The sequence below is a fragment of the uncultured Litoreibacter sp. genome (assembly GCF_947501785.1).
Lineage (GTDB): Bacteria > Pseudomonadota > Alphaproteobacteria > Rhodobacterales > Rhodobacteraceae > Litoreibacter.
The window spans coordinates 3,789,532-3,815,029 of sequence record NZ_CANMXB010000001.1; the positions used below are offsets into that span (position 1 = coordinate 3,789,532).

At 60.1% G+C, this 25,498-nt stretch carries 23 protein-coding genes and 1 tRNA gene; 9 read left to right on the forward strand and 15 right to left on the reverse strand.

Annotated features, from left to right (window positions below):
- Nucleotides 1–28 precede the first annotated feature (28 nt).
- From Q0899_RS18900 to Q0899_RS18950, 11 genes are read right to left on the reverse strand one after another with little or no spacing between them, the layout of a single operon-like run.
- A complete protein-coding gene (locus Q0899_RS18900; RefSeq protein WP_299195050.1) occupies nt 29–1,081 on the reverse strand; it encodes a hypothetical protein in 1,053 nt (350 codons plus the stop codon).
- A complete protein-coding gene (locus tag Q0899_RS18905; protein ID WP_299195053.1) occupies nt 1,078–4,818 on the reverse strand; it encodes a baseplate J/gp47 family protein in 3,741 nt (1,246 codons plus the stop codon). Before Q0899_RS18905 ends, Q0899_RS18900 begins: the two co-directional genes overlap by 4 nt.
- A gap of 24 nt (nt 4,819–4,842) precedes the next feature.
- On the reverse strand, nt 4,843–5,289 hold the full coding sequence (locus tag Q0899_RS18910) for a GPW/gp25 family protein (RefSeq protein ID WP_299195056.1): 447 nt from the start codon (nt 5,287–5,289) through the stop codon (nt 4,843–4,845).
- Nucleotides 5,290–5,293: 4 nt separating this feature from the next.
- Nucleotides 5,294–5,554: a PAAR domain-containing protein gene (locus Q0899_RS18915; RefSeq protein WP_298359707.1), complete on the reverse strand. Its 261-nt coding sequence runs from the start codon at nt 5,552–5,554 to the stop codon at nt 5,294–5,296.
- A 41-nt stretch (nt 5,555–5,595) separates the two neighbouring features.
- The gene (vgrG, locus tag Q0899_RS18920) at nt 5,596–7,380 is read right to left on the reverse strand and encodes a type VI secretion system tip protein VgrG (protein WP_299195059.1); all 1,785 of its coding nucleotides are present in this window, start codon (nt 7,378–7,380) and stop codon (nt 5,596–5,598) included.
- Nucleotides 7,380–8,030: a hypothetical protein gene (locus Q0899_RS18925; protein ID WP_298293098.1), complete on the reverse strand. Its 651-nt coding sequence runs from the start codon at nt 8,028–8,030 to the stop codon at nt 7,380–7,382. The genes vgrG and Q0899_RS18925 overlap by 1 nt, the downstream gene beginning before the upstream one ends.
- A 15-nt stretch (nt 8,031–8,045) precedes the next feature.
- The gene (locus tag Q0899_RS18930) at nt 8,046–8,210 is read right to left on the reverse strand and encodes a DUF5908 family protein (protein WP_298293096.1); all 165 of its coding nucleotides are present in this window, start codon (nt 8,208–8,210) and stop codon (nt 8,046–8,048) included.
- A gap of 22 nt (nt 8,211–8,232) precedes the next feature.
- A complete protein-coding gene (locus Q0899_RS18935) occupies nt 8,233–8,721 on the reverse strand; it encodes a phage tail protein (RefSeq protein ID WP_298293094.1) in 489 nt (162 codons plus the stop codon).
- Nucleotides 8,722–8,731: 10 nt separating this feature from the next.
- Nucleotides 8,732–9,187 (reverse strand): phage tail protein, encoded by a 456-nt coding sequence (locus Q0899_RS18940; protein ID WP_298293093.1) that lies wholly within the window; start codon nt 9,185–9,187, stop codon nt 8,732–8,734.
- Between the two features lie 27 nt (nt 9,188–9,214).
- Nucleotides 9,215–10,696, reverse strand: coding sequence for a phage tail sheath C-terminal domain-containing protein (locus tag Q0899_RS18945; RefSeq protein WP_299195066.1), 1,482 nt, complete (start codon nt 10,694–10,696; stop codon nt 9,215–9,217).
- Nucleotides 10,697–10,731: 35 nt separating this feature from the next.
- A complete protein-coding gene (locus Q0899_RS18950; RefSeq protein ID WP_299195069.1) occupies nt 10,732–11,442 on the reverse strand; it encodes a hypothetical protein in 711 nt (236 codons plus the stop codon).
- A 522-nt stretch (nt 11,443–11,964) separates the two neighbouring features.
- Between Q0899_RS18950 and Q0899_RS18955 the strand changes: the two genes are divergently transcribed.
- A complete protein-coding gene (locus Q0899_RS18955) occupies nt 11,965–12,780 on the forward strand; it encodes a 5-oxoprolinase subunit PxpA (protein ID WP_299195072.1) in 816 nt (271 codons plus the stop codon).
- Nucleotides 12,781–12,847: 67 nt separating this feature from the next.
- Nucleotides 12,848–13,000 (forward strand): hypothetical protein, encoded by a 153-nt coding sequence (locus Q0899_RS18960; protein ID WP_299195075.1) that lies wholly within the window; start codon nt 12,848–12,850, stop codon nt 12,998–13,000.
- 11 nt (nt 13,001–13,011) lie between these two features.
- On the opposite strand, the gene Q0899_RS18965 is transcribed toward Q0899_RS18960, so the two are convergent.
- The 4 genes from Q0899_RS18965 to Q0899_RS18980 all read right to left on the reverse strand — a co-directional run bounded on the left by Q0899_RS18965 (nt 13,012) and on the right by Q0899_RS18980 (nt 17,762).
- A complete protein-coding gene (locus tag Q0899_RS18965; protein WP_299195078.1) occupies nt 13,012–13,908 on the reverse strand; it encodes a sugar kinase in 897 nt (298 codons plus the stop codon).
- Nucleotides 13,909–14,197: 289 nt separating this feature from the next.
- On the reverse strand, nt 14,198–14,617 hold the full coding sequence (locus Q0899_RS18970; protein ID WP_299195081.1) for a secondary thiamine-phosphate synthase enzyme YjbQ: 420 nt from the start codon (nt 14,615–14,617) through the stop codon (nt 14,198–14,200).
- A gap of 266 nt (nt 14,618–14,883) precedes the next feature.
- On the reverse strand, nt 14,884–15,804 hold the full coding sequence (locus Q0899_RS18975) for a DMT family transporter (protein ID WP_299195085.1): 921 nt from the start codon (nt 15,802–15,804) through the stop codon (nt 14,884–14,886).
- Complete coding sequence (locus tag Q0899_RS18980; RefSeq protein ID WP_299195088.1) at nt 15,801–17,762, reverse strand: MBL fold metallo-hydrolase; 1,962 nt, start codon at nt 17,760–17,762, stop codon at nt 15,801–15,803. The genes Q0899_RS18975 and Q0899_RS18980 overlap by 4 nt, the downstream gene beginning before the upstream one ends.
- Nucleotides 17,763–17,877: 115 nt before the next feature.
- On the opposite strand from Q0899_RS18980, the gene Q0899_RS18985 reads away from it, so the two are divergent.
- The 7 genes from Q0899_RS18985 to Q0899_RS19015 all read left to right on the forward strand — a co-directional run bounded on the left by Q0899_RS18985 (nt 17,878) and on the right by Q0899_RS19015 (nt 25,369).
- Nucleotides 17,878–18,516 carry a TetR/AcrR family transcriptional regulator gene (locus Q0899_RS18985; protein WP_298359680.1) on the forward strand — a complete coding sequence of 213 codons (639 nt, stop codon included), beginning with the start codon at nt 17,878–17,880 and terminating at the stop codon, nt 18,514–18,516.
- A gap of 138 nt (nt 18,517–18,654) precedes the next feature.
- Entirely contained in the window at nt 18,655–19,272 is a 618-nt protein-coding gene (locus Q0899_RS18990; protein WP_299195091.1) for a hypothetical protein, read from the forward strand.
- A gap of 96 nt (nt 19,273–19,368) precedes the next feature.
- A tRNA-Gly gene (locus Q0899_RS18995) sits at nt 19,369–19,442 on the forward strand.
- 237 nt (nt 19,443–19,679) lie between these two features.
- Nucleotides 19,680–20,942 carry a urate hydroxylase PuuD gene (locus tag Q0899_RS19000; RefSeq protein WP_299195094.1) on the forward strand — a complete coding sequence of 421 codons (1,263 nt, stop codon included), beginning with the start codon at nt 19,680–19,682 and terminating at the stop codon, nt 20,940–20,942.
- Between the two features lie 87 nt (nt 20,943–21,029).
- Nucleotides 21,030–22,817 (forward strand): ABC transporter transmembrane domain-containing protein, encoded by a 1,788-nt coding sequence (locus tag Q0899_RS19005; RefSeq protein WP_298293067.1) that lies wholly within the window; start codon nt 21,030–21,032, stop codon nt 22,815–22,817.
- Nucleotides 22,818–22,885: 68 nt separating this feature from the next.
- Nucleotides 22,886–23,326, forward strand: coding sequence for a peptidoglycan-binding protein LysM (lysM, locus tag Q0899_RS19010; protein WP_298359668.1), 441 nt, complete (start codon nt 22,886–22,888; stop codon nt 23,324–23,326).
- Between the two features lie 153 nt (nt 23,327–23,479).
- Nucleotides 23,480–25,369: an acyl-CoA synthetase gene (locus tag Q0899_RS19015; RefSeq protein ID WP_298293063.1), complete on the forward strand. Its 1,890-nt coding sequence runs from the start codon at nt 23,480–23,482 to the stop codon at nt 25,367–25,369.
- The last annotated feature ends 129 nt before the right edge of the window (nt 25,370–25,498 follow it).

Below are 25,498 nucleotides of genomic sequence, written 5' to 3' on the forward strand. Positions count from 1 at the left end.
TAATCGGGACGCGGCGGGCGGCACGCGCTCAGTCCCAAAGCCGGGTTATGGCGTAAGACACCTTTGCCGCTTTGATGTCGCGAAACCCCTTGGCGCTGCGGATCTGCAATGCATAGCTTTTCTTTTTGCCGCTTTTTGTCTTGCGCCACCTAATGTGGCAGGTGCGACGGTTCAGCAGCGTGGCATGAGTCACGCCCCGCGCAATCAGGTAGCCCAGCAGGATAAGCGCTATCTCCGCCTTGTGATCCACCAGGTTCAAAGCGAGCGATTTTTCAGGTTTTGACAGCGCCTTTTCTATGAGTATTGTGATCGCGTTGATGGCGCTTTCAAGACCTTTGAGAAGCGCGTTGACGACCTCCATCAGCTTGTCCCACGCACTGACAAATGGCGCGTCCCAACCCAGCGCATAGATGATCGCCGCAACGGTCGCCAAAAGTGCGGCGATTGCGGCTTTGGACTTCAAACTCTCCATGGCTGCGCGGGGGTTGGGGCATTGGGTGACCTGCAAGGACGGCTGGCCATTCCCGCCGGAGGAAGCGGCAACGGCCTGAAGCATCGTGGGCCCAATGACGGGCCAGCCCGTGACGGCCCGAAACAGCTTCATGTACCATTTGTCGGGTTTGGTGGCTGGGGCGTTCGCCATGGCCGTCACCTCAAAGCTGCAAGGTCTGCCGGGGTGATCAATGATGGTGTGCCAGGCGCCGTCCCCCAGAACGGCGTCCATGTTTTCCACGCTCAAGGTTGGCGTCGGATCCGCAAAGGCGTCGGCGTTTGCGGCGGCCCCGATGCGGGCGGAAAGCCCTGCATAGCCCCAAACATTCACGTCAGCCGCGGTCTTTGCGAATTCAGCCTGCCCCGGCCCAACCGTCAGCGTGTCCGCGGTTGTGACGGTCAGGTCCCAGTCGGTTGGTGCTGTGCCAATGGTGATTTTTGGCCGCGCCTTCCACGCCTCAAATGCGGCGACATGATCCTTGAAGGCATCGGTGGACACCGTGGAGTCGATCAGGTCGGCAAAATTGTCGCCGGTCGGTAGCATCCCGTCCGAGAAAGCGTGTTTGAGATCTTCTTTGGTGACTGTCATGAGCGCAATCCTTTTGCCGCTTCGGCAACGGGGAGCGGCGGCAACATCGCCATCAGTGGCGCGACCGACGGGGGAGGTGACGCAAATGCGGGTTGGACCCATGGTCGCGCATCGCGCGGAGTGGTGACAATCATCGTGTGGCCGACGCTGAGATCACCGATGCCAACCGGTTGTGGGCGCGCCGGGATGAGGTTGGAATCCACGCTCCAAAGGTCGTGTTGTTGATCGCTGGCCGCATACAAGTCGCGGTTCACCGCGAGATCCCCGATAGATCGCGTGGGGGGCAGGATATGCAGGTCCTGTTGGGTCGCGGGCACCAGAACCGAATAGGGCGAAGAGGGCCGCAACACCACTGACGTGTTGGCCTCATGCGCCTCCAGCCGAGCCGTGTCCTTTAGGCCATGATGCGTCGTATTCCGGCCCGACCCGCCCCGCAAAAAGAACTGCGTCAGCGACATGCCGGTGACTACGTCGACATTGGCGACCGACTTAAGGGTGGCGGCCAATCCTGCCAGATCAAGCTGACCCGCGCCGATTGCCATCGGGTGCGAAGGGTCGGCCCGCCAAGGCGTGATGTGGTGGATGAATGCGGTTTCCAGGGCGTGAATGAAACTGTTGACCTCAACCGGACTGTGCGGCGCGACCCAGGCGCGCAGCTGGATTGGCTCGTAGCGCGGGTTAATGACGTTGATCTGCGCGCCCCAGTTCGCGCTGAGCCCTTCAAGATAGGTGGCAATGGCGACCCTGCGGCTGCGGCTGACAATTGGACGGGTGCCTATGCCGGTGCGGCCTTCGGTGGGGGTCACTACGAGGGTCAGCGCACCGTCCGCCGCCTTGGTGCATTTGGCCTCAAAAATATCGGGGAACGCGTCCAGCGTCAGTTCCTCATAGTCACGGGCATAGATTGCCCGGCCCTTGTGGCGCAGCCTTTCGCTGACACGAATGCGGAAGTCACGTGTCCCCTCAGCCGCGGCGCCGCCAAATGTAGGCAAAGGCTGAATGACTTTGGTCAGGGCTGGTGTCGGCAATGCCGGTTTGGTGATCTTGCCTGCGGCGAGCGGGGGAAGCGCCCCAGCTGCCTCCGCGTTGGAAAGAACCCGCGTAACCGAGGTCGCTTGTGGCGTGACCGATACGATCTGCCCCAATGGGCGGATGCCGGCCTTTGCCGTTACCGCCAGCCAGGTGATCCCGTCGCTGTCTGGTGCTGCGTCAAACGGGATCGCCAAGGCAATCACCCCGGTTCTGGTGAGGTTCTCAGTCTCATCGAGGGACACGTTCTGGCGCGGCAGCGCAGCCCAACCCCGCGCACCCAAATAGGCCCATTCCAGCGGCGCATCCGCATCCGCTGTCGACGCGGCGGCCTGCCCAACGGCGCTGTCGACCATCTCAAAAAGGGCCGTGATCGTCTCGCCGGCCTCCAGTTGGGTGAAGCCGAAATAGAGGGCGGAACGGCCAAAAAAGTCCAACGGCGCAAGGGTGGGACGCGCCGAGATTTGCGGGGCGGCGAAAGGCTTGAATGCGTAGGTCACCAGGTCGCCTGCCTGCGTGCTGGCGCGGGCTTTAAATCCCAATTGCAGGTTTGCCATCTTGGGTTGCAGCGGCGGGTTTGGCATCGGTTTTAAGGGCGGCGGCTTGCCCGTAATTTTGCCGACGATGGACGTCTTTGCGTGCGCGTTCTCCAGAACCGTAGCGGCGACGACGTCGGGGAAGATTTGAGCACCAAAGCCATATCCCGGGGCGGCGAATGTCATTTGCAGTTGCGGTACGGCGGCCAGATCAAGCTCGCTGAGGTCAAACGACCATTTCTGGCACGGCGCCAGCGTGTCTGCGTCGGTGGTAGACGTGAACAATGGCACCCCGTGATCGAGGTCGTTCTTGGGCGCGCCTGAGGGCAAGACCGCGCTCCAGCCATCGGGTCCTGCCACCTGAAAACTGGCGCGGAAGCTGCTGTTTTGGGTCTCCAGTTCATAGCTGCTGTAATAGGCAGCAAGTGTTTCTGGCGCTTGCGGCAGTCCCAACCAGTCAAATGACAGGTTGAGATCGCTCACCGCTTTGCCCGCAAGATCGGGATGAGAAAAGACGATGTCGTCGCCCACTTTCGGGTTCGCGCCGAACGGTGAGATTGGCTTGGTCGAGATGGGTTTGCCCGCTCCCGCGCCAATTTTGAGCTTTCGCAACCCCTGCGCAGACACCTCCAGCTCGGTCCCGACTATTTGCAGGGCGCCAAACGGCTGGTAGCCAAAAGCGCGGGCGGCGGGGTTCAGCATCAAAGTCAAACTGGGCAGCGAGACCTGCGACTTTGGGTCGGGCTCAATTGCCGGGAAATCCTGTGGCAGGGTGATATCGAAATTCAGGCGATTGCTCGCGGCAGCGCTCGTATCGACAACGAAACTTGTGATTTTCTGAGGCCCTTTCTTGCCACTGCAGGTCAACAAGAAGCAGTCCGTCAGCATCGTCGCAAATTCCGCATCGTCAATCGTGCCCTCATGCCCGCGGGCCAGCAACCTGCGGTACTGGGTAATGGCCTTCGAGAGATGGGTTTGCGCAGTTGCCCGCAGTGTTAGGCTCAGCCGGATGCGGCGATGCCCTTCGCTCAGCCCCAGTTCCCCACTCGTGAAAATGACGCCCGCGGCCGCGGCCATCGTCGCGGCGCGCGCAGCATTCCTGTCTAGGGAGGTCGGGCCAAATACAGGGGCGCCAAGCGCAGGTTCGGCCAATGGCGCGCCCAAACCATCGCGCGAAAGCGGGGCGGGGTATGCATGAATGCCGCCGATCTCGTGATGGGACCCCGTAACCATCTGGACGGCCTGCATCCGATCCAGCTTTGCCCGGGTAAGAACAAAGTCTCCATCGGTCGCGAATGTGGGCGTTGTGCCGTCAGATTGGGTCGCCGCAAGGAAGTGCGACCCGGCAGGAAGGTCGAGCCGTTCATCCTTCGGCGACAGTTGAAACGACAGCCAGGTACGGTCAGGCTGAGCGGGCTTGGCCCGAAGCATCAGCATCCGTTCATAATAGAAAACCAGGTGGCGCTCGGTCAGCTCGTTAAGCTGTGTTTTTGAGTCCTGCAGCAAGGACAGAAAGCTCAGGAACAGGCCAGCATGGGCGGGATGGTTGCTTTGCTCGTTTAGCGAACTGGACAAGGACCGGGAGGCGACTTTGGCGAGTTGCTCGTTCAGCCTTATGACCACCTTCAGAATGTCTTCGGTCGGGGATGTGGAGGCTTTGGCGTTGGTCAGCCTCTGCATTGGCTGAGCCTGCGGGCCGCCATCAATGTCAGGCAGAACCCCGGCCAACTCGGCTGAGACGGCCGTTTTCATGGTGCCAAAAATACCGTCTTCCAGCTGGTCCGGCGCATCAATCTCGGCGACCTGTTCGGCGCGGGCGTAATTCAACATCAGCGCCTCTATTTCGCTTTCAAGGCAGCTCTCCAAGTCCGCGACCGGCACCGTCGGGTCGATCTTTGGGGCTTGGTAGCCGGCCATCTGGGCCAGCAGGAAGGTGATGTCGCCGCCAAAAAAGGCGTCCCAGCCTTTGCCATCGGTAGAAGCGACGGCTTTGTTTTCGCTGGTGAAATAGGTGAGGAGCCGGGCCACGCCGACCGCGTAGCGCACCATATCCGCAAGGCCGCGCTCATCCATGACGAAGTATTGTGTATCGAGCGCGGCATGCCAACGACCGTCGCGCCATAGGTGGCCGACATCGCCATATGTCATTGCCCGCTTAGGTTTCCCGGTCATGTCACCCCCCGGTTCATCGCGAGGTCAGGGCATCTCGACATGGGTGCCCTCCTCGAAATAGTAGGGGAAGACTTTGTTGCCGCGGGTGTTGGTCGCGATGACGGTGTATTCCAGCGTGATATCAATGCGACCATCCAGGACCGCGCCAGTGTCAAAGGCGACCTGTTCCAGTTCAATACGAGGTTCGTAAAACAGGACGGACTTCTCGATCTCGGAGCGCAAGAAAGTCAGGTTGTTTTCGTCGATGACGTCAAAGACATGGGTCTGCAGGCCCAACCCATAGGTCGGCCTCATGATCCGTTCGCCCGAAATGGTCATCATCAGGATTTCAAGGCTCTGTTCGATGTCGGCGTCGCCTTGCACCATCGTGACAAGCCCAATCGGCGGCCCGCCGGTGGGGGGCACGGACACCTCAAATTTTGGCGGAAAGCTCCACCCCTGACCCAGAAAACCGCTTGTGCTTTTATCCACGTCGCTATCCCCCGATCATCACGGTTGGGCAGCCCACAACGATGGACCCGCCATGGGCCGTTGCGTCACCCATCCGCGCAGCGGGGCGGCCGCCAATCATCACAGTCGCAGAGCCTTCGACCACGGCGTCAGGCGGGCCCACGCAGACAAGCATGTCACCAACAACTGACGCGGGCATGCCGCCTACCAGCACGTTCGGCACACCGGGTCCGGTGATTGGGCCACCCACATGGGGGATAGGCGCGGGGACCGCAGGTGTTTGCATTGGGCATTCATGCATATCCGTGAGGCGGGCGGCTGGCGGCATCAGTTGATCTCCACCATTGTGCCGGAAACGGATGTGGACCCCGATGAGGTGAGCGAGGCCGACGCCGACCCGGTCGCGCTAAACTCGGTCTCTGCCGTTAGGCTGACCGTACCGCCATCCACGCTGACGCTGGCGTCGCTTTTGATCGACACTCCGGCGTCGCCGTTAATGGATACGTTGCCATCGGCCGAAATGGTCATGTCCTTCGGCGTGGTCAGCGATACGCCTTCCTCGGACATCTTCAGGCTGTTTGAGTTGCTGTCGACCACGGTGACGGATTTGTCCTCGTCGCTCATCGTCACAACGTGGCCGCCGGGGGTCAGAATGGTTAGCACCTTCTTTTCGTCATCGAACCCGATTTTCAGGCCAGACCGGGTCACGATAGATTTCTCGGTGTTCTTCTCGTCTGGGGTGAACGGGGCGGGGCGGCCGGAACTGTGCAGCGCGCCCAGAATGATCGGGGCATTGGGGTCGGCGTTCAGGAAGCCCAGCACCACCTCGTCGTCGACCTCGGGCAGGAAGGTGATACCCATGGAGTTTCCGGCATAGGGGCTGGCAATGCGCACCCAAATGCCTTCATTGGGCGAGGATAGCGGCAGTTTGACCTTGATGCGCATTTCATTTTTTGGGTCCTCATAAACTTGCAAGACTTTGGCAATCTGCAAGCCGCTGACGCCCGATGTATACGCGGCCGCCGCCGCGGCGCTGGTGTCGCGGTGGGTGTCGGTAAACCAGCGGCGGTGCAGGCCAAACGTGGCTTCGGTGGTCCAGGTGCCGTCACCCATTTCATGCGTGATGCCGGACACGTAGCCCGACCCATTGAACCGTTTGCCGATGCCCTTCAGCTCCAGCAGCTTGCCCGGCAAGACCTTGGCGTTGCCCGGGAAGCTGACCCGCCCGCGTATTCGCGATAGACGCGATTTCAGCAGCTGCGCATCGGCCCAGTCCTTCAACGAGGCTTCCTCCAGCTCGCGGATGGTTTGAAGCTCAAAATCTGTGACACCCAGCACTTCGGCCAGCTTCTTGCCGGTCAGGTCCCCTTGGCTGTTCACGCTTGGCTCGCTGGCACTGCTTTCGGTGGCCTTTTGCGATTTGGGGTCCCAGCTGGCGGCTTTCACAGCGGGCAATTGGGTGACTGCGTCCAGTTCAAGGTTCATTTCTGTCAGGGAATTGCCAAAGGACACCTCATATTCAGCGGATGAGAAGCTGGGTTTTGCGATGGACACTTTGCCGTTGTCGACCAGCACCACACGGCCATTGGCTTCGGCGCGGGCAAGCAGGAAGTCCCAGTCGCTTGATTGCGATTGCAGGATATGTTCCTGCTCCCCGCTGATGGAGGCCACATCCGCTTCCAGTCCTGCGCTTTCAAGCACCTTGCTCATGGCCGAGGAGTCGGACATTTCCAGAAAATTCTGGCTCGTGCGGGCGACGGTCAGCTTGATCGCCTTGTCGCTGCAGCCGACGACCAAGCTGCTTTCGCCTGTGGGTCCCACTTGCAGCGTTTGACGCAGGACGATGCCCTGAAACACGGTTTCGTTCTTGGCGTGGTAGCCCAGCTTGATCTCGATCTTCTTGCCTGGCGTCAGCGTGTCGGATTCGCTGACCTTGAACGTCTCGGTAGACGGGTCACCGTCGGCCACTATGACGCGGGCCGTGGGGATGCGGTTGACCTCTCGTGTCACTTCGATGTTGGACACCAGAACCGTGTCGGGCAGGCGGCTGCCGTCGATCAGTATTTCGGCGGTGACCAGCTCGGCATTGGGGGCGCGGACGGATTTGGCCATCAGCTGTCCACCGGCGGAAAGTTCAGTTCTTGCCCGACGCTCAGATGCATAAGATCGTTGAGGTCATTCTCGCGGGCGACCTGCGGGTACAGCGTGTCGTCGTCGTAAACTTGGTAGCACATCAGCGGCAGCGTCCGGTCAGAGCTGGTCACGCGCGCATGGGTCAGGTCGGCGGATTGTTTGCCGGACCGCCGCGCCAGATCGGCCGGGGTCTGGTGCTGGCGGAAGTTCAACGCCAGCTTGGCCCGCAGTGGCAGGCCTGCGGGGCTGAACAGCAGGTAGGACACGTCCATCGACTTCAGCATGCAGTCGAAGGCCAACTTGCCCCAGATCAGCTTCAAATAGTTGGGGCTGTGGACCTTGCCGACGAACGCGTAGGCGGTTTTGCGGAATTTGGCGATTTCGTCCTCGATGGAGGTCACGCCGGGCACCACGCCCGTGGCGTCGATGATCAGGTCGAATTTGACGTATTCGGGCTTGTGGGTTTTGAACTTTGCCAAGGCTCCTGCCGCGTCGATGCCCCGGTCAATGGTGTATTCGGTGGTGTGACCATGCTCGTAGTTCTCAGGGTTGATCTGAACTTGGTACTGGCCCGTCTTGGACCGCAGCTCGTCATCCGAGAATGAAATGATCTTGAATTTGCTCAGCATGTCAGATGGGCCCCATCATCGATCGGTGAGGCGGCGAAGGGCGGCGTCGATGCGTCTGTCCACAGCCGCCAGGAGGTCTGCCTTGCGTTCCTCATCGTCCAGACTGTGGTCGTCGCGGGTCGGGGTAGGGTCCTCGGTGACGCGGGCGCGCAGCACCAATTCGCGGATTTCTACAGGCATGTGTTACCTCCTCATCGGTGCGTTAAGGCTTCAGGAGCCCGGTTTTGGGTTTGGTGCGCATCAGTTTTCGCGTAACGGCTGCATAGGCCAATTCCATCGTCTCGATTGCCAGGTCGTTTCCGTTGGCCTTGAATTCTGCGACCTGCCATTTCACCGGCCATGCGCGGTCAAGTGACCACGCCAACATCGGCTTTTGGGTCTGATCCAGCAGCGACACGACCACGGTCTGCGGCTTGATCGGTTTAGCCAACCCACCTTCCAGGGTTTCCTTGCACCATTTGAAGAGCGGCGAGGTGGCCACCATCTGGCCGCGCTTGAGCACGATATTGGTGTTTTTGACGCGGCCCGGCAGTTTGTGGACAAAGCGGTTTTCGCCGCCTTCGATCACCTCGTTCAGCTCTACCTCCGCATTCAGGCCGCTGACCTCGGAGAAGCCTGCGTCTATTCCTGTGGAGGTTCCGGCAATGGACACCGCGAAGGAAAACGCGACCGGCGGGTAGTAGTCTGCCATCCCTCAATGCTCACTTGTTGGTGACGGTCAGGCCTTCGTGCGCCATCTCAAGCGTTTCCACGGCGACCTCGTTGCCTTCGGATTTCAGATCGGTGCCAGTGATCTTGGTGGGCCACGCGTTTGCCAGCTTCCAGGTCATGGTCGGCTTGCCGCTTTCATCCAGCAGCTTGATGGTCACCGTTTCGCGTTTGATGGTGTTCATCTTGATCTTGGAATACCAGTCGAAGAACTTGTTGTCCTTGACGAAGATGCCCTTCTTCAGAACCACGTTGGTCACCTTGGCGATGCCCGGCATCTTGATGGTGCTGAAGTTTTTCGAGTTGCCCGCGCGGTACTCGATTACTTGGGTTTCGGTGTCCAATCCGCTGACTTCTTGGAAGGGCAGGTCGGTGCCCACCCCGGAAATGTCCACACTGAAGTAGAACTTTGGCAGTGGCCAAACCGCATTTTCTTTTTCACCCGCCATGGGTCAATCTCCTTGTTTGGTCCTGCATCACGAGGTCTGCATCTTTTGCTGGAAGGTCAGAATGATGAATTCGGCCGGATGGGTGACCGCGACCTTCACCGTGACGCGCATATAGCCGTCCAGAATGTCGTTGCCGGTCATGGTAGACCCCAATCCCACGCTGACCTGAAACGCCTCTGGCGGGGTGGCACCTGCAAGCGCGCCCGCTTTCCATTGGTTGGTCAGGAAGTTTTCGATCATCGCCTCCACGGTGGTCCACGTAGAGGCATCGTTGGCGGCGAAGACATAAGGCTCGCACGCGGCTTTCACCGATTGCTCCAGCATGATCAAAGTCCGCCGCACCGAGATGTAGCGCCAGTCCTGGCTGTTGCCGTCCAATGTGCGCGCGCCCCACACCAGAACGCCGCGCCCCAGGAAAGTACGGATGGCGTTCACCGCCAGCCCGTCCAACGGGACGTTGAGATCTTGTTGTTGCTCTGAGTCAATCGAAACCGCGGGGGAAACCACGTCCACCATCGACACGTTTGCCGGAGCCTTCCACACGCCCACGCTGTTGTCGGTCGCCGTGTAGATTCCCGCCATGGCGGCGCTGGGCGGCATCAGATTTACGGCCTCAAGCGTCTGCGTCATCGTGTGCTTGTACACTTGGCTCGCGCTCATCATCGCTTGGTGGGTCTTGGTCACAACAGAGGCGTCGGTGCCTTTCTCGACGATGGTGATCATCTTGGTCATCGCGTCGGGGATCGCGGATTTCGGTTGGCCCGTCGCCTGATCTGCCGCGGCCTGCGCTTCGGCCGTCATCTCGGTGGCCAGGGATTTGCGGGCCTTGCTGTCGAGCGTGGTGTAGTCGACGGCTGAGGGCTCAAGGATGGACGTGTTGACCCATGGGTAATACGCCATGCCGTAATTCAGGTCATTCGTACCAATGGTGTTGCGGAAGTCGGCAATTGGGTCGTCGCCACCCGGCACGGCGGCTTTGTTGCCGTTGAAAATGTCGATGATGGCAACCCGGCTTTTCAGCTTTCCGCACTGGGCAAGCGCGGCTTGTGGCACCTTGATGTAGTCGTCTTTGGACCCAAGCAATACCGCGTCGGGGGCCAGGATCATCGTCGGTTCCTGCTCGGTTTCCAGCGTCGCAATGCCGGTCTTGAAATCGTCGGCGGACATGGTTGCCGAATAGTCCCCGATGGAGACGATGTAGCAGGGTCCGCCGCCATTATCGTAGAAAAACTGCATCGACATGTGCATCAGGAAGCGGTTGTCGGCGACTAGCTTGTTGGGGTCTGTCTTGTCCTGGGTGACGCTCAAGGGTGGGGGGCCACCAAACAAGATTTCATATTCCGCCATCGACGTGACGCGGATGGGTTTGCCTGAAAGGTCAATCTTCCCGTTCTTGGCAATCTTGGTGTAGCCGACAAAGGCCGGAACGGCGGTTTCGACCTCAACGACTGAGTTCGGGAATGCGTTCTTTTCCTCGACGTAGACGCCTGGGGTTTTGATCTGGTTCATTTAGGTCTCCCGAAGTGGGCCGGCGGCGGGCCGGCTTAGCTGTCGTCTGATGTGTTGGCGGCGCAGGCGGCCTTGGCTTCGATGTCTGCAAGGGTTTTTTGGTAAACGGCATAGGCATTGGCCAGGGCCAGTTTGGCCTGCTCCTGTTCAAGCGCCAATTCGGCCTGGGCGTTCTGCTTTGTCGTGGAATGGGTTGCTTCTGCGGCGGCTTCATTGGCCGTTGCGGTCACTTCTGCCGCGTCCGCTGTGGCCACGGCGGCGACGGCGTTGGTATGCGCAGTGGTCGCGGCGGTGGTGGTTGCGGCCTTGATCGTCAGGTCGCTTTGGGCCCGGGTCAGGGCGTTGTTGGCCTCCGTCACATTGGTCTGTGCTTTTTGCACGGCTGATTTGGCGGTATCGGATTCCTTGGTGGCCTCTTTCAGCGCGGTGACGCTGTTGCCAAGGTCGGTATTCGCGGTCGCGACGGCTTGGGCGGCTTCCTTGGTGGCGGGCTGCAGCGCCTTCAGCGTGGCGTCTGATGCGGCGATGGTTTCGTTGTATTTGTTTTGCGCGGAGACGTCGGCCTGATCTTTGGTGCTTTGGGCCTGAACCCAAATCAGCAAGGCGGCGGCGCGGTCAGCGGCGGCCTGTTCCTCCGCCGCTTTTTTGGCGGCTGCGGCTGCGGCTTTCTTGGCGTCCTTGACAGGGTCCTTCTTGGTTTTGTCGGTGGTGGGTTGTTTGCCCGATGATGCTGGGGGCTGAGCCATGCGAAAGCCTTTCTCAATTCAAAACTTTGGCCGCCGTTGCAGGCAGGCGATAAAAAAATTTCCCGCGAAACGCCGGGACAAATGAGGGGCGCGCGAACGCCCCTGGGCCTGTCCGCAGGCCGCGAAAGGTAATAAAAAACAATCGACTACTGGAAGCAGACGCTGGCACAAACGAACTCAAATTGCGAGATAGAAAGACTTGATCCAGTCGCGCGGTGCCGTTGAATTTGGAGGAGAACGCTGATTTGTCCCCAGCGGTTTACCTTACGTAAGCTATTGGTGGATAGGCCCAAAATTTTTTCTATCCACAGGTACCAAAGCACCCCAGATGGGCGGTTAATTTTTGTCCCCAATGCGGTGTCATTTACGTTGTTTTGGCCAAATTTTGGGGGCGCTATCTGCCTGTTGTCCCCCGTTCCTTGCGTCTGCCGCCTTCTGTGATTCGCTCGCCTTCCGACCGGTGTTGGACATGGCTATGGCGAAGCATCCGCGGCGCGCTCTCTTGCGCAACGGGGCGCGAGCTTGGATAACGAGCTGCGCAACAAAGGACAAATCATGGTGCGGCGGATTGATCTCAATTCTGACTTGGGCGAGGGGTTCGGGCCCTGGCAAATGGGCGAGGACGAAACGATGTTGGGGCTGGTGACATCGGCCAATGTCGCGTGCGGCGGACATGCCAGCGACCCCGAAACCATGTTCCAGACTCTGCAGTTGGCGTCGCAAAACGGCGTCGTCGTGGGGGCTCATCCGGGTTACGCCGACCGTGAAGGGTTTGGCCGTCGGGTCATCCCGATGCGCCCTGATGAAATAGGCCGGATGTGCGCCGCCCAAATCGGGGCGCTTCAGGGCATCGCCGCGCAAGTCGGGGTGAAAGTGGCCTATGTCAAACCCCACGGGGCGCTGGGCAATCTGGCCGCACGGGACCGCGATGTGGCCGACGCGATTGTGGCCGCCACGCGCCAAATCAGTCTTGAGCTGGCGGTGCTGGCGATCTCGGGGGCGCAACTGGAACAGGCGGCTCGCGCTGCAGGCCAACCCGTCTATTCAGAGATTTTCGCGGATCGGGGCTATCTCAGCAACGGCCAGTTGGTCCCGCGGGGGCAGGACGGGGCGATGATCCACGACGCGGATGAAGCCGCCGACCGCCTCATCGGGTATCTGCAATCCGGGCTGATGCCGGTGATCGACGGTGCGCCTATTGCGTTGGAGGCGCATTCTATTTGTGTGCATGGTGACAGCGAGGGTGCTGTCTCGATGACCCGCACAATCCGTGAAAAGATCACGGCCGCCGGGGTCGAACTCGCACCTTTTCTGCCGGATGCGAGGGCTCCTCTGTAACCCAGACAACCCATGACGCGGATGAAGACGCCTCTACAACTGAATATGGGCCTTCTTTGACGAACATATGGATCGCCTCTTCAACTCGTGCAAAGCGGTGTCGCTGGACCTAGACCTGGACCTATACCTGGGCAATGACAAGCGGGGCATTCTGGACGCGCAGACCCAAACCGCAAAGGCCAGCGGCAAGGTCGCAGACGACACCGGCGCGTCACTCTGACGACCGGCGACCTAAAGTTCCACAAGCGCGCCGCGGCTTTGAATCACCTTGCCAGCCAGGCTGCAGGCGGCTTCAACATGAGGGGCAATGTCAGCGCTGGGGTCAAATCCAGCAAGAATGCCCGCATTGAAGCTGTCACCAGCCGCGGTTGTGTCGACAATCCGGGTCACCGGGGCGGGGGTGAATGTGCCTTGTGCGCCGCGGTGCAGATGCAAGATTGGCCCATCGCCGTTCTTGACAATAACGGTTGCGGCCCCGGCGCCCGCGTATCGGTCCAGCGTGGCGGCGGGATCGGCGTCGCCAAAGAATGTGGCCTCGTCATCATGCGAGGGTAGGGCGATGTCGCTGACCGCTGCGGCCTCCATGATCGCCCGGCACATCGTGTCATTGTCGGGCCAAAGGCGCGGGCGTAGGTTCGGGTCAAACGCGACCACGGTGCCCTGATCGCGGATGTCGCGCATCGTTTGCAGCAAGGTCTCGCGGCCAGCTTCATCCAGGATACCAAGCGTAATGCCGGAGAAATACACGATCCCGGCCCCCGCGCAGGCGGCGTGCAGTGCGGAGGCATCTGTCGCCAACTGCCGCGCGGCTGATTGTCCGCGCCAGTAAGAAAAGCTGCGTTCCCCGTCCTGCAGGCTGATCATGTACAAACCGACCGTTCTATCTTGGTCGCGCAGCACATGGTCAATGCCGATGTTCTTTTCCGCCAGAAATGCGACCATCGCATCCGAAATCGCGTCAGCCCCGACGCGGGTGACGTAGTCGACCGCCCGCTCGGGCTGCATTTGTTTCAGGTACCAAGCCGTGTTCAGCGTGTCTCCGGCAAAGGCTTGTTGAAACAGCCCGGCCTGGGGTGCGGGGGCCAGCTCAACCATGGCCTCCCCGATAGAAACGATCCGTGTGTTCATGTGACCTCCAACGCCGCCAGCTCATAAACCACATGGCTGTGGATGACCATGATTGACCAAGCTGACATACAAGCTCGTCGACGAAAAAGTAACCTCTGTTTTGCGTCCGAAATCTGCTGTCCAAAACCATCTGAACCAAACAGCACAGCCACGCCTTCGGCGTGCCGCCTGAGCCAAGCGCGCAAGGTACGATCTCATCCTGATGGGACGTTGCCCATGAAGCCCAGCGCACCTGGATGACTGCCAAGGGGAACAGGCATTGGCGCGTCACGGCTCAATACGAAACCCGTTACTTTCCGATGAAATGCAGCCGCAGCCGGCGCGCCCGACCAACTTCGCGATGTTCGAACACAAAGAGGCTCTGCACTTTTCCAAGTGCCAGCTGGCCATCTTCCACGGGCATCGAAATCTGCGTCTGGGTCAACAAGGCCCGCAGGTGCGACGGCGCATTGTCGTCCTGATCCGGGGCATGGCGGTAATGGCCAGGCCGCTTCGGCACCAGCTCTTCAAAAAAGGCGACAATATCGGCTGCGACGTCGTCATCCGCGTTCGCCTGCACCAACAAAGATGCCCCTGTATGGGTGCACCAAATTGTCAGCAACCCGGAACACAGCTCGCGGCTGGTCACCTCGTCCTGTACTGTCTTGCTGATGTCGTGCAGCGACTTGCCTGCTACATCGACTGTCAGGTCGAAAAACGCCTGTTTCATCTATTCGGGTTCTATTTTCATTGCGAAGAGCGCTCCTGCCGGTGAGGTCAACAAGTTAACTTGGCGTGGTCCTACACGTCCCACTCCAAACTTACTCACATTGCTTACACGCGGACAACCAAGGCGGGTGGGTCGATTTGGTGGAACATTCGACGTCGCCAAAAGCGTTCAATCCCTGCAACGTGGCAAAACATGAGCCGTTTTGATGCATCACTGGGCTGCGTTCAGACCAAGGCGCCCCTTTTTCGGACGACGGCCAGCCGACCCTATTCAGCGTGCGATCTCTTTGGCGGGAGCGGCTCGGCAGGGATGAGGGCGTTTGCAGGCGTCCGCGTAGCCCAGACCGCGCCGGCAATGACCATGGCAAATCCCAGTAAGGTAAGCGCGCCAAGAGGCTCGCCCAAAGCGATAACGCCAATCAATACTGCGGCGACCGGGATGAAGAATGCCAAAAGCGAGGTCTGTGTCGCTCCGACCCGTTTTATCAGGGTGAACATCAGAATGACCGGCATCGCAGTGCTGACAATTGCAACTGCGATGGTGGCCAATATCGTGACCGGACCAGGGGCGGTAATCGCTGGGCTGCCATGCAGCAAGGTGAGCGGGATCAATATAGCGGTTGCTGCCAGCATCTGCCCCGCTGCCAGTTGAAACGGGTGCAGCGCGGTCTGGGTGCGGGCATAGATGTTTCCGGTCGCGTAGCTCAACGCGGCCACGAGCGTGGCGGCTGCCCCCATGGCTTGCCCCCCAAATTGAAACAGGTGTTCGACCCCGATGGCCGTCACCACACCGGCAAACGCGACAGCAACCCCAACCATGCGTTTTGCTGGTAAGCGGGCTTCATCGACGAAAATCGGGGCCAGGATGATGGTGAATATCGGGATCGTGGCAAACAATATGCCGCCGAGGCTGCTGTTAATATGCGCCTGCCCCCAGGCAATGGCAAAATAGGGCAGGGCGGCGGACAAAACACCCAGAACCAAAAGCGGTCGCCACCCCGCCCCGAACGGAGGAAACCGCCGCCCGGTGGCAAACAGAAAACCCAGCAGGATGAGCGAGGCGATCGTCACCCGAGCCAGGGCGATGTACATCGGCGGCACCTCCGCAACCGCGACGTTGATCAATGGAAAGGAAGACCCAAACAGCATCGCGGTCAGAACGAGCAGAGCCCAGTTTTTCAGTGTCATTGGATTTGCTTTCGCTCTTGCCCGGTCACGGCGGGCATTGGCGGATGCGCGCGTTTGGTCATTTCGGAATAGGTGGTGAAACCGAACGGGTCGGTGAATTGCGCGATGCTGCGCAGCCGGTCCGCGGCGTGCTCCTTCGCAAGGGTCACGCCGGAGGTCGGGCCGAATGCGTGTTCGGCGGCGACAGACATTTGCAGCGCCAGGCTGTTGTCGCCAGCCGCAATCATCCGCTTCAGGCCGCGAATGGCCTGGGCCTCGCTCAGGTTGAAATACTCCGACAGCATCCGGGCGCGTTCAGCGGTGGTGATGACGTCCAATCCTTCGGGGGCCTGCCCGGTGCGGTCCTCGCGCCAAATGCCCGCCATCTCGGCGGCGACCCGCGAAATGACGTTATCGCGCGCGGCAACGTATCCCATGGTGACATCAGGGTGATCCAAAAGCGCCGGGGGGATCAGGTTCAGCCTGATGATGTCCTTGGCGGAATACCCGCGACGGACATAGAATTGGGTGGCGCTGACCAGCCATTCATGCAGCCCCTTGTAGGCGCGCAAGTTCTGCGGTCCATAGAGGAAGGTCAGCGGGTGGTGGCCGTGCAGGATATGTTTGGCCCCGAGATACAGAACCGCGTCCATTGCCTGCGGCGCCGTTGAGGCAAAGCCTTCGTTTACCCATGGCTCGCCATACCAAGGCATCACCACATCTCCGACGAACACGCAGCTCAGCTTGGGAATATGGATCAGCATGGCGTCTTCGGTTTCGCCGCCGGTGACCGGCAGCAGCGACATGTCGGTGCCGCCGACATTTACGACCATTGGGTCGCTGACCGGGTGTGTGGGGGCGTAGCTTTTGACCCAGGCATGGTCGAAATCAGCGCCACGGAAGAATTGGTAGCTGTGCTCGCGCATCACGCGATCCTGCACGCTGGCAAAGTTGGACCGCCCGTAAATGTCAATTTCGGGGTTGTGGCGTTGCAGGTAGCTGTGCCCGCCAATGTGGTCCCAGTGGGAATGGGTGATGAAGGCGGTCGAGATATTAGGCAGGCCAGGATATGTGGCAAGCAGGAACTCATGGGCGGCCTGCAAAGAATGGGGTTGGGTGCCCGCGTCAATGGCGATCAGATGCGCGCCGTCATCTGACAAGACGAAGTAGACGTCCGAAAAGCCAAACCCGTACAGGGCGAAGATCCGGCCGCTGATGACTTCGTCGATCACCGGGCGCGGGGCCATCGTTGTGCCGTCCGGGCCGGTCGCAAACCACCCCATCAGCGGCGCATGTGGTTGGGGGCCGTCGTATCCACTGAGCTGCATCCACGCCGTAGCGGCGTCCGCATTGCCGGTCTTGGCTTCCAGGTTGGACAGTTGCCGGTAAACTTCGCGATAGAAGCCGAAGGTGGGTTCGGTGTCGGGGCGGTCGACAAGCCAGGTCAGGTGCTGCTTGGCCTCCGTTTTCTTGAAAAAGAACCACGGCACCTGTGCGTAGACCATGCCAGCAGCCCAATGGGGGATCGGGTGGCTGCCTCCGGTGCGCCGCAAGGCCGTTTCGATCAGCTCGAAGCTCTCCTTGACCCAGCCAATGCGGCGGCTCAGGGGGACGGCATCTGCATGGGTGGCCCGCAAAACACCAAGCGCGGATTCGTAGACCGCACGCAGCTCGGGCGCCATGCCGTGGCCATATTGGGTAAGAATTCCGGCGAATAGCGCGATGCCGTGGTTTTGCTGATTGGCCATCATGTAGAGGTTCATCGTCTGAAGAATGACCCGCGGGTCGTCGATCGTGCCGTAGGACATGATCACTTCGTACTGATGCAGCATGGACTGAAAGCTGCGCTTTTCGGTCGTGGGCAAAGCAGACTGAAACCCGTCCTGCCAGTCCAGGGATGCGCCAAATTTGAGGTCCTTCACCCGTGCTTGCGGTTGCAACGTCCTGCCCGCTGTTTCGAATTCCAGGTGCTGGTTCATGGTCCAATCTCCGATTTGGCGGGTGCGCGTTCGCTGCCGATCTTCATTTAGATGATTCTTGTCATCTATACATTTAGATGATAGTGATAATCTAAACTGTCAAGAGGGCACCAAGATGCCGAGAACATCCAAAACCGAGAAGGCAAAGACCCATGCTCTTCTTCTTTCGGTTGCCGCCGACCAACTGCGGCGACGCGGGTTTTCAGGCCTGAACGTGTCGGAGGTCATGAAGGCGGCAGGGCTCACCCATGGCGGGTTCTACCGCCATTTCAAAAGCAAAGAGGATCTGGCCATTGCCGCCACCCGTCGCGCATTCTCTTTTTTCGTCAAAGAGTTGGAGCAAGATCTGGCAGCTCATCCGCCCCATGTCGCGTTGAATTCTTTTGTGGATCGGTACCTGAGCACGGAGCATTTGAACGACATATCAAAAGGGTGCCCCGTCGCCGCACTCGGCGCGGACATGGCCCGGTGTTCGGCGGCTGAGCGGGTCGAGTTGGAACAAGGGACTGATCGGCTGGCGGAGGTGCTGGATGCCGGTTTGACAGAGGATCAGCGGCAGGCGGGCATATCCGGGTCCACTCTGATCGCAGTCCTGTCGGGCGCGATTAACGTGGCGCGTTTGCAGCCTGACCCTGAGCGCCAGACCGAAATTCTTGCTGCCGCAAGAAATGTCCTGCCGTCTTTCGGTGACGCTGCAGACGGTCAGTTCGGACACACATTTCCTCCGGCGGCCCAACATGGCAACAAATCTTAGCCTTGCTGTTCGCAAGACGTCTGCCTATCAATGAAATACTATAAGCTTAGTAGGTGTGCGCGCGCCTTCCGGGCCTGGTCCTGCTGTGGCCGTTGCGCCGCCATCTGGCAGGCGGTTTTCTGATAGGTGGGTCGGACAATGAGACATTTCAAACATACTCTGGTCTGTGCGATCACGGCTCTGATGGTGGCACCACTATTTGGGCAAGACGTCGTGACGTTGTCGATCAGGGATGTGATCGAACGGCAAGCCCTGCTGTTCCCTGCGGACGGCGATACTGGCGTCCTGCTCGCCCATCAATCTGGCAAAGACGCGCAAAGCTGGACCGGCTTTGCACAACGTCTGCAGTACGAAGGTTACGCGTCAATCGCACTTGAATCGATCTCGACAGAGGATGTCATGAGCGGAGTAGAACACCTCCGACAGGCCGGTAAGACGCGCATTGCGTTGATCGGCGGCAGCATAGGCGGTGGTGGGATTCAAAGCGCCGTGTCAAAGGGCGTGCCCTCTGAGGTGGTTCTCGTTGTCCTGCTGGGCACCGCAAGCGGCAACATGGCTGAAGCAAATTCCATCGAAAAGCTTTTCGTGATCACCGAAAACGACTTTTTCAGCGCGCAAACCTATTCGAGCTACGACAAGGCCGCCGATCCAAAAGACCTGGTGGTCTACCCGGGCAAGGCACATGGGCAGGAGATGTTTGATGAACCCTATGGCCCCCAGCTTGTCGATCTGATCCTGAGAGCCTTGGCAAATTAGCCCGCCACGATTGTGGGCTGCTCGGGAATTGACCGAATAAGGCCCCGGCAGAGTTCTTGACGATTCAATTGGCATCGCCTAAGCCAATTTCCGAGCGCGGGCGTTGTGTAATGGTAAGACCTCAGCCTTCCAAGCTGATGATACGGGTTCGATTCCCGTCGCCCGCTCCAACCTTTCTTCCGGACATTTTTGGTGGATTTTGAGGGCGCGTCGTCTTGTAGGCCCTTGATAGGCCATCCATTTTTTGTCAGCTGTAGAGGTGCTCCAGCCTCTTTGTCGGGCAGGGCAGCCGCATCCCCGTTCTCAGCCTCGCGCTCCGGGTTTGGGTGTTCTCTCTTGCGGTCCGCAGTTCTGGGCAGATAATGCGCAGCGTGGGCCTGCGGGCCCGTTGGACAAGGACGCAATCAATGTATGATCTGGCTATTATGTGGGACTGGCTGTCATTCGCCGTCCGCTGGCTGCATGTCATCACCGCCATGGCGTGGATCGGGGCGTCCTTCTTCTTCATCGCGCTGGATTTGGGGTTGAAGAAGGCGCCCAACATGCCCGCAGGCGCGTCAGGCGAGGAATGGCAGGTCCATGGCGGCGGGTTCTACCACATCCAGAAATATCTGGTCGCCCCGGAAAACATGCCCGAGCATCTGATCTGGCACAAATGGCAAAGCTACATGACCTGGGTGTCCGGCGCGGCTTTGCTGATGATCGTCTATTGGGCCGGGGCGGAGCTGTTCCTGATCGACCCCGCGAAAGCCGATCTGGCAGTATGGCAGGCGATTGCTATTTCAGCGGGCTCTTTGACGGTCGGCTGGATCCTCTATGACGTCCTTTGCAAATCCAAGTTGGGGGAGGCGCCAACCTTCCTGATGGTGCTGCTTTTCGTAATCCTTGTTGCCATGTCATGGGGCTATAACGAGACTTTCACGGGCCGCGCGGCGCTGCTGCATTTGGGCGCCTTCACCGCGACCATCATGACCGCCAACGTGTTTTTCATCATCATGCCGAACCAGCGTATCGTGGTCGCAGACCTCAAGGCGGGGCGCACGCCGGACGCCAAATACGGCAAGATTGCCAAGCTGCGCTCCACCCATAACAACTACCTGACCCTGCCGGTGATCTTCCTGATGCTGTCCAACCACTACCCGCTGTCCTTTGGCACGGAATACGCGTGGATCATCGCGTCGCTGATCTTTTTGACCGGCGTCACCATCCGGCATTATTTCAACACGATGCACGCGACCGGGAAGGGGCCAAACTGGACGTGGGGGGTCACCGTGATCCTGTTCATCCTGATCGCGTGGCTGTCGACCGCCAACACGTGGGACGAAGATTATGAAACGGCGGAAGCCGCTCCGCTGACCGCCTATGAGCAAAGCTTCGCAAGCGCGGATGGGTTCGAGGACGTACATGACATCGTGCTGGGCCGCTGCTCCATGTGCCACGCGCGGGAGCCGGTCTGGGACGGCATCCGCTGGGCCCCAAAAGGCGTGTTCCTTGAAACCGAAGGCGACATCGCCCGCGCCGCGCGCGAGATTTACCTGCAGGCGGGGGTGAGCCACGCCATGCCACCAGCAAACATCACCGAATTGCCGCGCGAGGACCGGGCCAAGATCGTGCGCTGGTTCCGTGGGGCCGGGGCCACGTCCCAAGCACAAGTTTCGCCCAACTCGTAACACCACTGGCGCAGCTGTGACCTCTCGCCGCTTGCGGGCGGGGGCGGGCTTGGCTAATGCGGTGCGCAGTATTTGTTCGAGGGATGTATGGCAGATCCAAAAGGCAGCGAGGCGGAGCGCGCATCATCGCGCAAAATCGGCATTCTTGCCGCGTTGTGGCCGTTCATGCGCCCTTATAGGGGGCTGGCCGTAGCGGCCATTCTGGCGCTGACCCTGACGGCGGTTGTGTCGCTAATCCTGCCGCTGGCCGTGCGCCGCGTGGTCGACGGGTTCGGGACAGAGGAAGCCGCGCTTCTGGACCAGTATTTCGGGGCCGCCGTCGGCATCGCGGCGCTCTTGGCCATTGGCACAGGCCTGCGCTACTACCTTGTCACCCGTTTGGGTGAACGCGTCGTGGCCGACATCCGCAAGGAAGTGTTCGACCGCACCATTGGCATGTCGCCGGCCTTCTTTGAACGTATCATGACAGGCGAGGTTCTCAGCCGCATCACCACCGACACCACGTTGCTTTTGTCGGTCATCGGGTCGTCGGCCTCTATCGCGCTGCGCAACCTGCTGATCCTTGTGGGCGGGCTGATCTTGATGCTGGCAACCTCGCTTAAGCTGACTGGCATGGTGCTGCTGATCGTGCCTGCCGTGATCATCCCGATCATCCTTCTGGGTCGCCGTGTGCGTAACCTCAGCCGCGAAAATCAGGACCATATTGCCGCGTCTTCCGGCAACGCGTCAGAGGCGCTTTTGTCGGTGCAAACCGTGCAGGCCTTCACGCATGAAGCCCCCTCCAAACGGCTGTTTTCCGACCTGACCGAACGGTCATTTGACGCCGCGCGCAAACGCATCGGCGTCCGCGCCATCATGACCGTGATCGTCATCTTCCTCGTGTTCATCGGCATCGTCGGTGTGCTCTGGATCGGCGCGCGCGACGTGCGCGGCGGGGTGATGACAGCGGGCGAGCTGGTGCAGTTCCTGATCTACGCCATCATGGTCGCAGGCGGCGTCGCCGCCCTGTCCGAGATCTGGGGCGAGGTGCAGCGCGCCGCCGGTGCCACGGAGCGTTTGGTTGAGCTGCTAACCACTGAAGACAGTGTTCTGGACACAGCAACGCCCCAAGTGATGCCAAAGGTCGAGGGCCGCGTGGCCTTTGACAACGTGACCTTCCATTACCCCGCGCGCCCCTCTGTGGCGGCGCTGGATCAGGTCTCGCTTGAGGTGGCGCCCGGCGAAACTGTCGCGCTTGTTGGCCCGTCCGGGGCCGGTAAAACGACCATTATTCAGCTGCTTTTGCGGTTCTATGATCCCGACAGCGGCACCATCTCCATTGATGGGCAGCCGCTGACCTCGGTCGCGCGCGACGACTTCCGCAAATACATCGCTTTGGTGCCGCAGGACCCGGTGATCTTCGCTGCGTCGGCCATGGACAACATCCGCTTTGGCCGCCCCGATGCGACCGATGCCGAGGTGCAGGAGGCCGCGATTGCCGCAGCAGCGCATGGCTTCCTCAGCGACCTGCCGGAGGGCTACGACACCTATGTGGGCGAGCGCGGCGTGATGCTGTCTGGCGGACAAAAGCAACGCATCGCCATTGCCCGCGCCATCCTGCGCGACGCGCCTATTTTGCTGCTGGACGAGGCGACCTCAGCATTGGACGCCGAAAGCGAGGCGGCGGTGCAGGGCGCGGTCGAAAAGTTGAGCGCGGGCCGCACCACCTTGGTGGTGGCGCACCGTTTGGCGACCGTGAAAAAAGCCGACCGCATCGTGGTGTTTGAGGGCGGCAAGATCGTCGCCACCGGGACCCATGACAGCCTCGTATCAGAGGGCGGCCTGTACGCCCGTCTGGCGCAGTTGCAGTTCACCGCTGGCATGGCGGCGGAGTAATTCCCCTTGCCAATCGCCGTCGGGCTTTGCATCGTCGCCCCAACAATAACCCAAGGGGAGAGACGAACATGGGACTGTGGAGCTTTGTAAAAGACGCGGGCAAATCGCTGTTTGGCAGCGACGCCGAGGCGGCTGAGCCGGAACCCGAAGCGCTGAAGGCGGAGATCGAAAGCCTCGGGCTGGACGCGCAAGACGTCGAGATCGAAACCGAAGGCGACAAGGTCAAGATCAAGGGCAAGACGCTGACGCAGGAGCTGCGCGAGAAGGTCATTCTGGCGGTGGGCAACGTTACCGGCGTGGCCAGCGTCGAGGACGAGCTGGAAGCCGGCGACGGCGGCGGCGAGCCGACCTTCCACACAGTCGAGAAGGGCGACACGCTTTGGGCGATCTCGGCCAAGACGCTTGGCAACGGCGCGCATTACGAAAAGATTTTCGAGGCCAACAAGCCGATGCTGACCCATCCAGACAAAATCTACCCGGGCCAGGTGCTGCGCATCCCGCAGGCTTAAGGCACAGCAAATAGACCGGGGAAGGGCGCCAATTGGCGCCCTTTTTCGTGGTTGAGGCAAATTTGCGTAGCGTCAGACTTGCGCGGGCGCGCGTTTGCGCACATCTTTTTACGTAAGGGACAAAGGTCGGCAAACGACCACAGGGAGGAATACATGGGAAAGACATACGCAGGTCGCGCAGACCGTGACGCGATTGAGGCAGAAAGCAAGTGGGAGGACCGCGATCTTCCCAAAACGATGCACGGGCTTTTGGAAGATGTGAAAAACCGCCATGGCGCGCGGCCTGCGTTTTCGTATCAGCTGACCTCTGGTCCGACAGACCCCAATGAGACGCTCAGCTGGTCCGACGTTTATGACCGCTCTTGCCAATCTGCGAACCTGTTTCGCTCCCTTGGGGTGGGTGAAGATGACGTGGTGGCTTATGTGCTGCCCAACGCCACCGAGACTTTGGACGTGCTGATGGGCGGCATGATCGCGGGCATCGTTAACCCGATCAACCCGCTCTTGGAGCCCGAACAAATCAGCGCCATCCTGCGCGAAACCGGCGCCAAGGTGGTCGTGACCCTGCGCCCCTTCCCGAAAACCGATCTGGCCCAGAAGGTGGCCGAGGCCGTCAAGGACGCGCCCGGCGTGACCCATGTGCTGGAGGTCGACCTGCTGCGCTACCTGACAGGCCTCAAGAAATTCATCGTGCCGCTGATCCGGCCCAAAGTAGGCCACACCCATCACGCATCGGTGCAGAATTTCAACGCCGAAATGGGCAAGCAGAACAAGACGCTTGATTTTGCCGACAGCGCCGGCGACCGCGTCGCGGCCTATTTCCACACTGGCGGCACGACGGGTATGCCGAAAGTGGCGCAGCACAAATATTCGGGCATGGCCTATAACGGCTTCCTTGGCCACACGCTCTTGTTTGATGAACAGGACGTGGTCATGTGCCCGCTGCCGCTGTTCCACGTCTTCGCGGTGCATGTGATCTTGATGGCGATGATCCGGTCTGGCGCCCATGTGGTCTTCCCGACCCCGCAAGGCTATCGCGGCGAAGGCGTGTTCGACAATTTCTGGAAGCTGATCGAACGCTATGAGGTGACCTTCATGATCACCGTGCCCACGGCGATTTCCGCGCTGATGCAGCGCGCGGTGGACGCTGATATCTCCTCGTTGAAGATGGCGTTCTCGGGCTCCTCGCCCCTGCCGGTCGAGCTGTACAAACGGTTCGAGAAGGCCTGCAACGTGACGATCACCGAAGGGTACGGGCTGACAGAAGCCACCTGCCTTGTGTCGATCAACCCGCCCGATGGCGAGAAGAAGATCGGCTCCATCGGCATCCCGTTCCCCTATTGCGACGTGCAGATTCGCGCGGTGTCGGATGGGGCCATGTGCGGGCCGGATGAGATTGGCGAAATTTGCGTGTCCAACCCCGGCGTTTTCGCGGGCAACACCTATACGGAGGCTGACAAAAACGTCGACCTTTACCGCGACGAGCAATACCTGCGCACCGGCGATCTGGGCCGCATCGACCCCGATGGCTACCTGTGGATCACCGGCCGCGCCAAGGATTTGATCATCCGCGGCGGCCACAATATCGACCCTGCCGAGATCGAAGAGGCCCTTGCGGGCCACCCCGACGTGGCCTTCGCAGGCGCGATTGGCCAGCCTGACGCGCATGCGGGTGAAATCCCATGTGTCTATGTCGAGCTGGTGGCGGGCTCGACCGCCACGATTGAAGATCTGATGGCACATTGCAAAGAGCATGTTCATGAGCGTGCGGCCTGGCCGAAATATATTGAGCTTATGGATGAGTTGCCAAAGACGGCTGTAGGAAAGATCTTCAAACCCGACCTGCGCCGTGCGGCCATCACCCGCATTTACAATGCGGCTTTGGAAGAGGCCGGTGTCGAGGCTGAGGTGATATCCGTTCTGGAAGACAAGAAGCGGGGCCTTGTGGCCCAGCTGAGCAAAAAGGGCGAGGTGTCTGACACCGCTGTCACCACCGTGCTTGGCAACTTCACCCGCCCATGGGAATGGGCGGACGCTGCCTGATCCAGATGTGCGCCTTCGGGCGCGCATCCATGTTTTGCGTTCTTGGGGGCTTTGCCCCCGCCACGCGGGCATCCCCCAGGATATTTTTGAACATGGAAAGTTTGACGCGGGCGTTGCCGTGAATTAGAA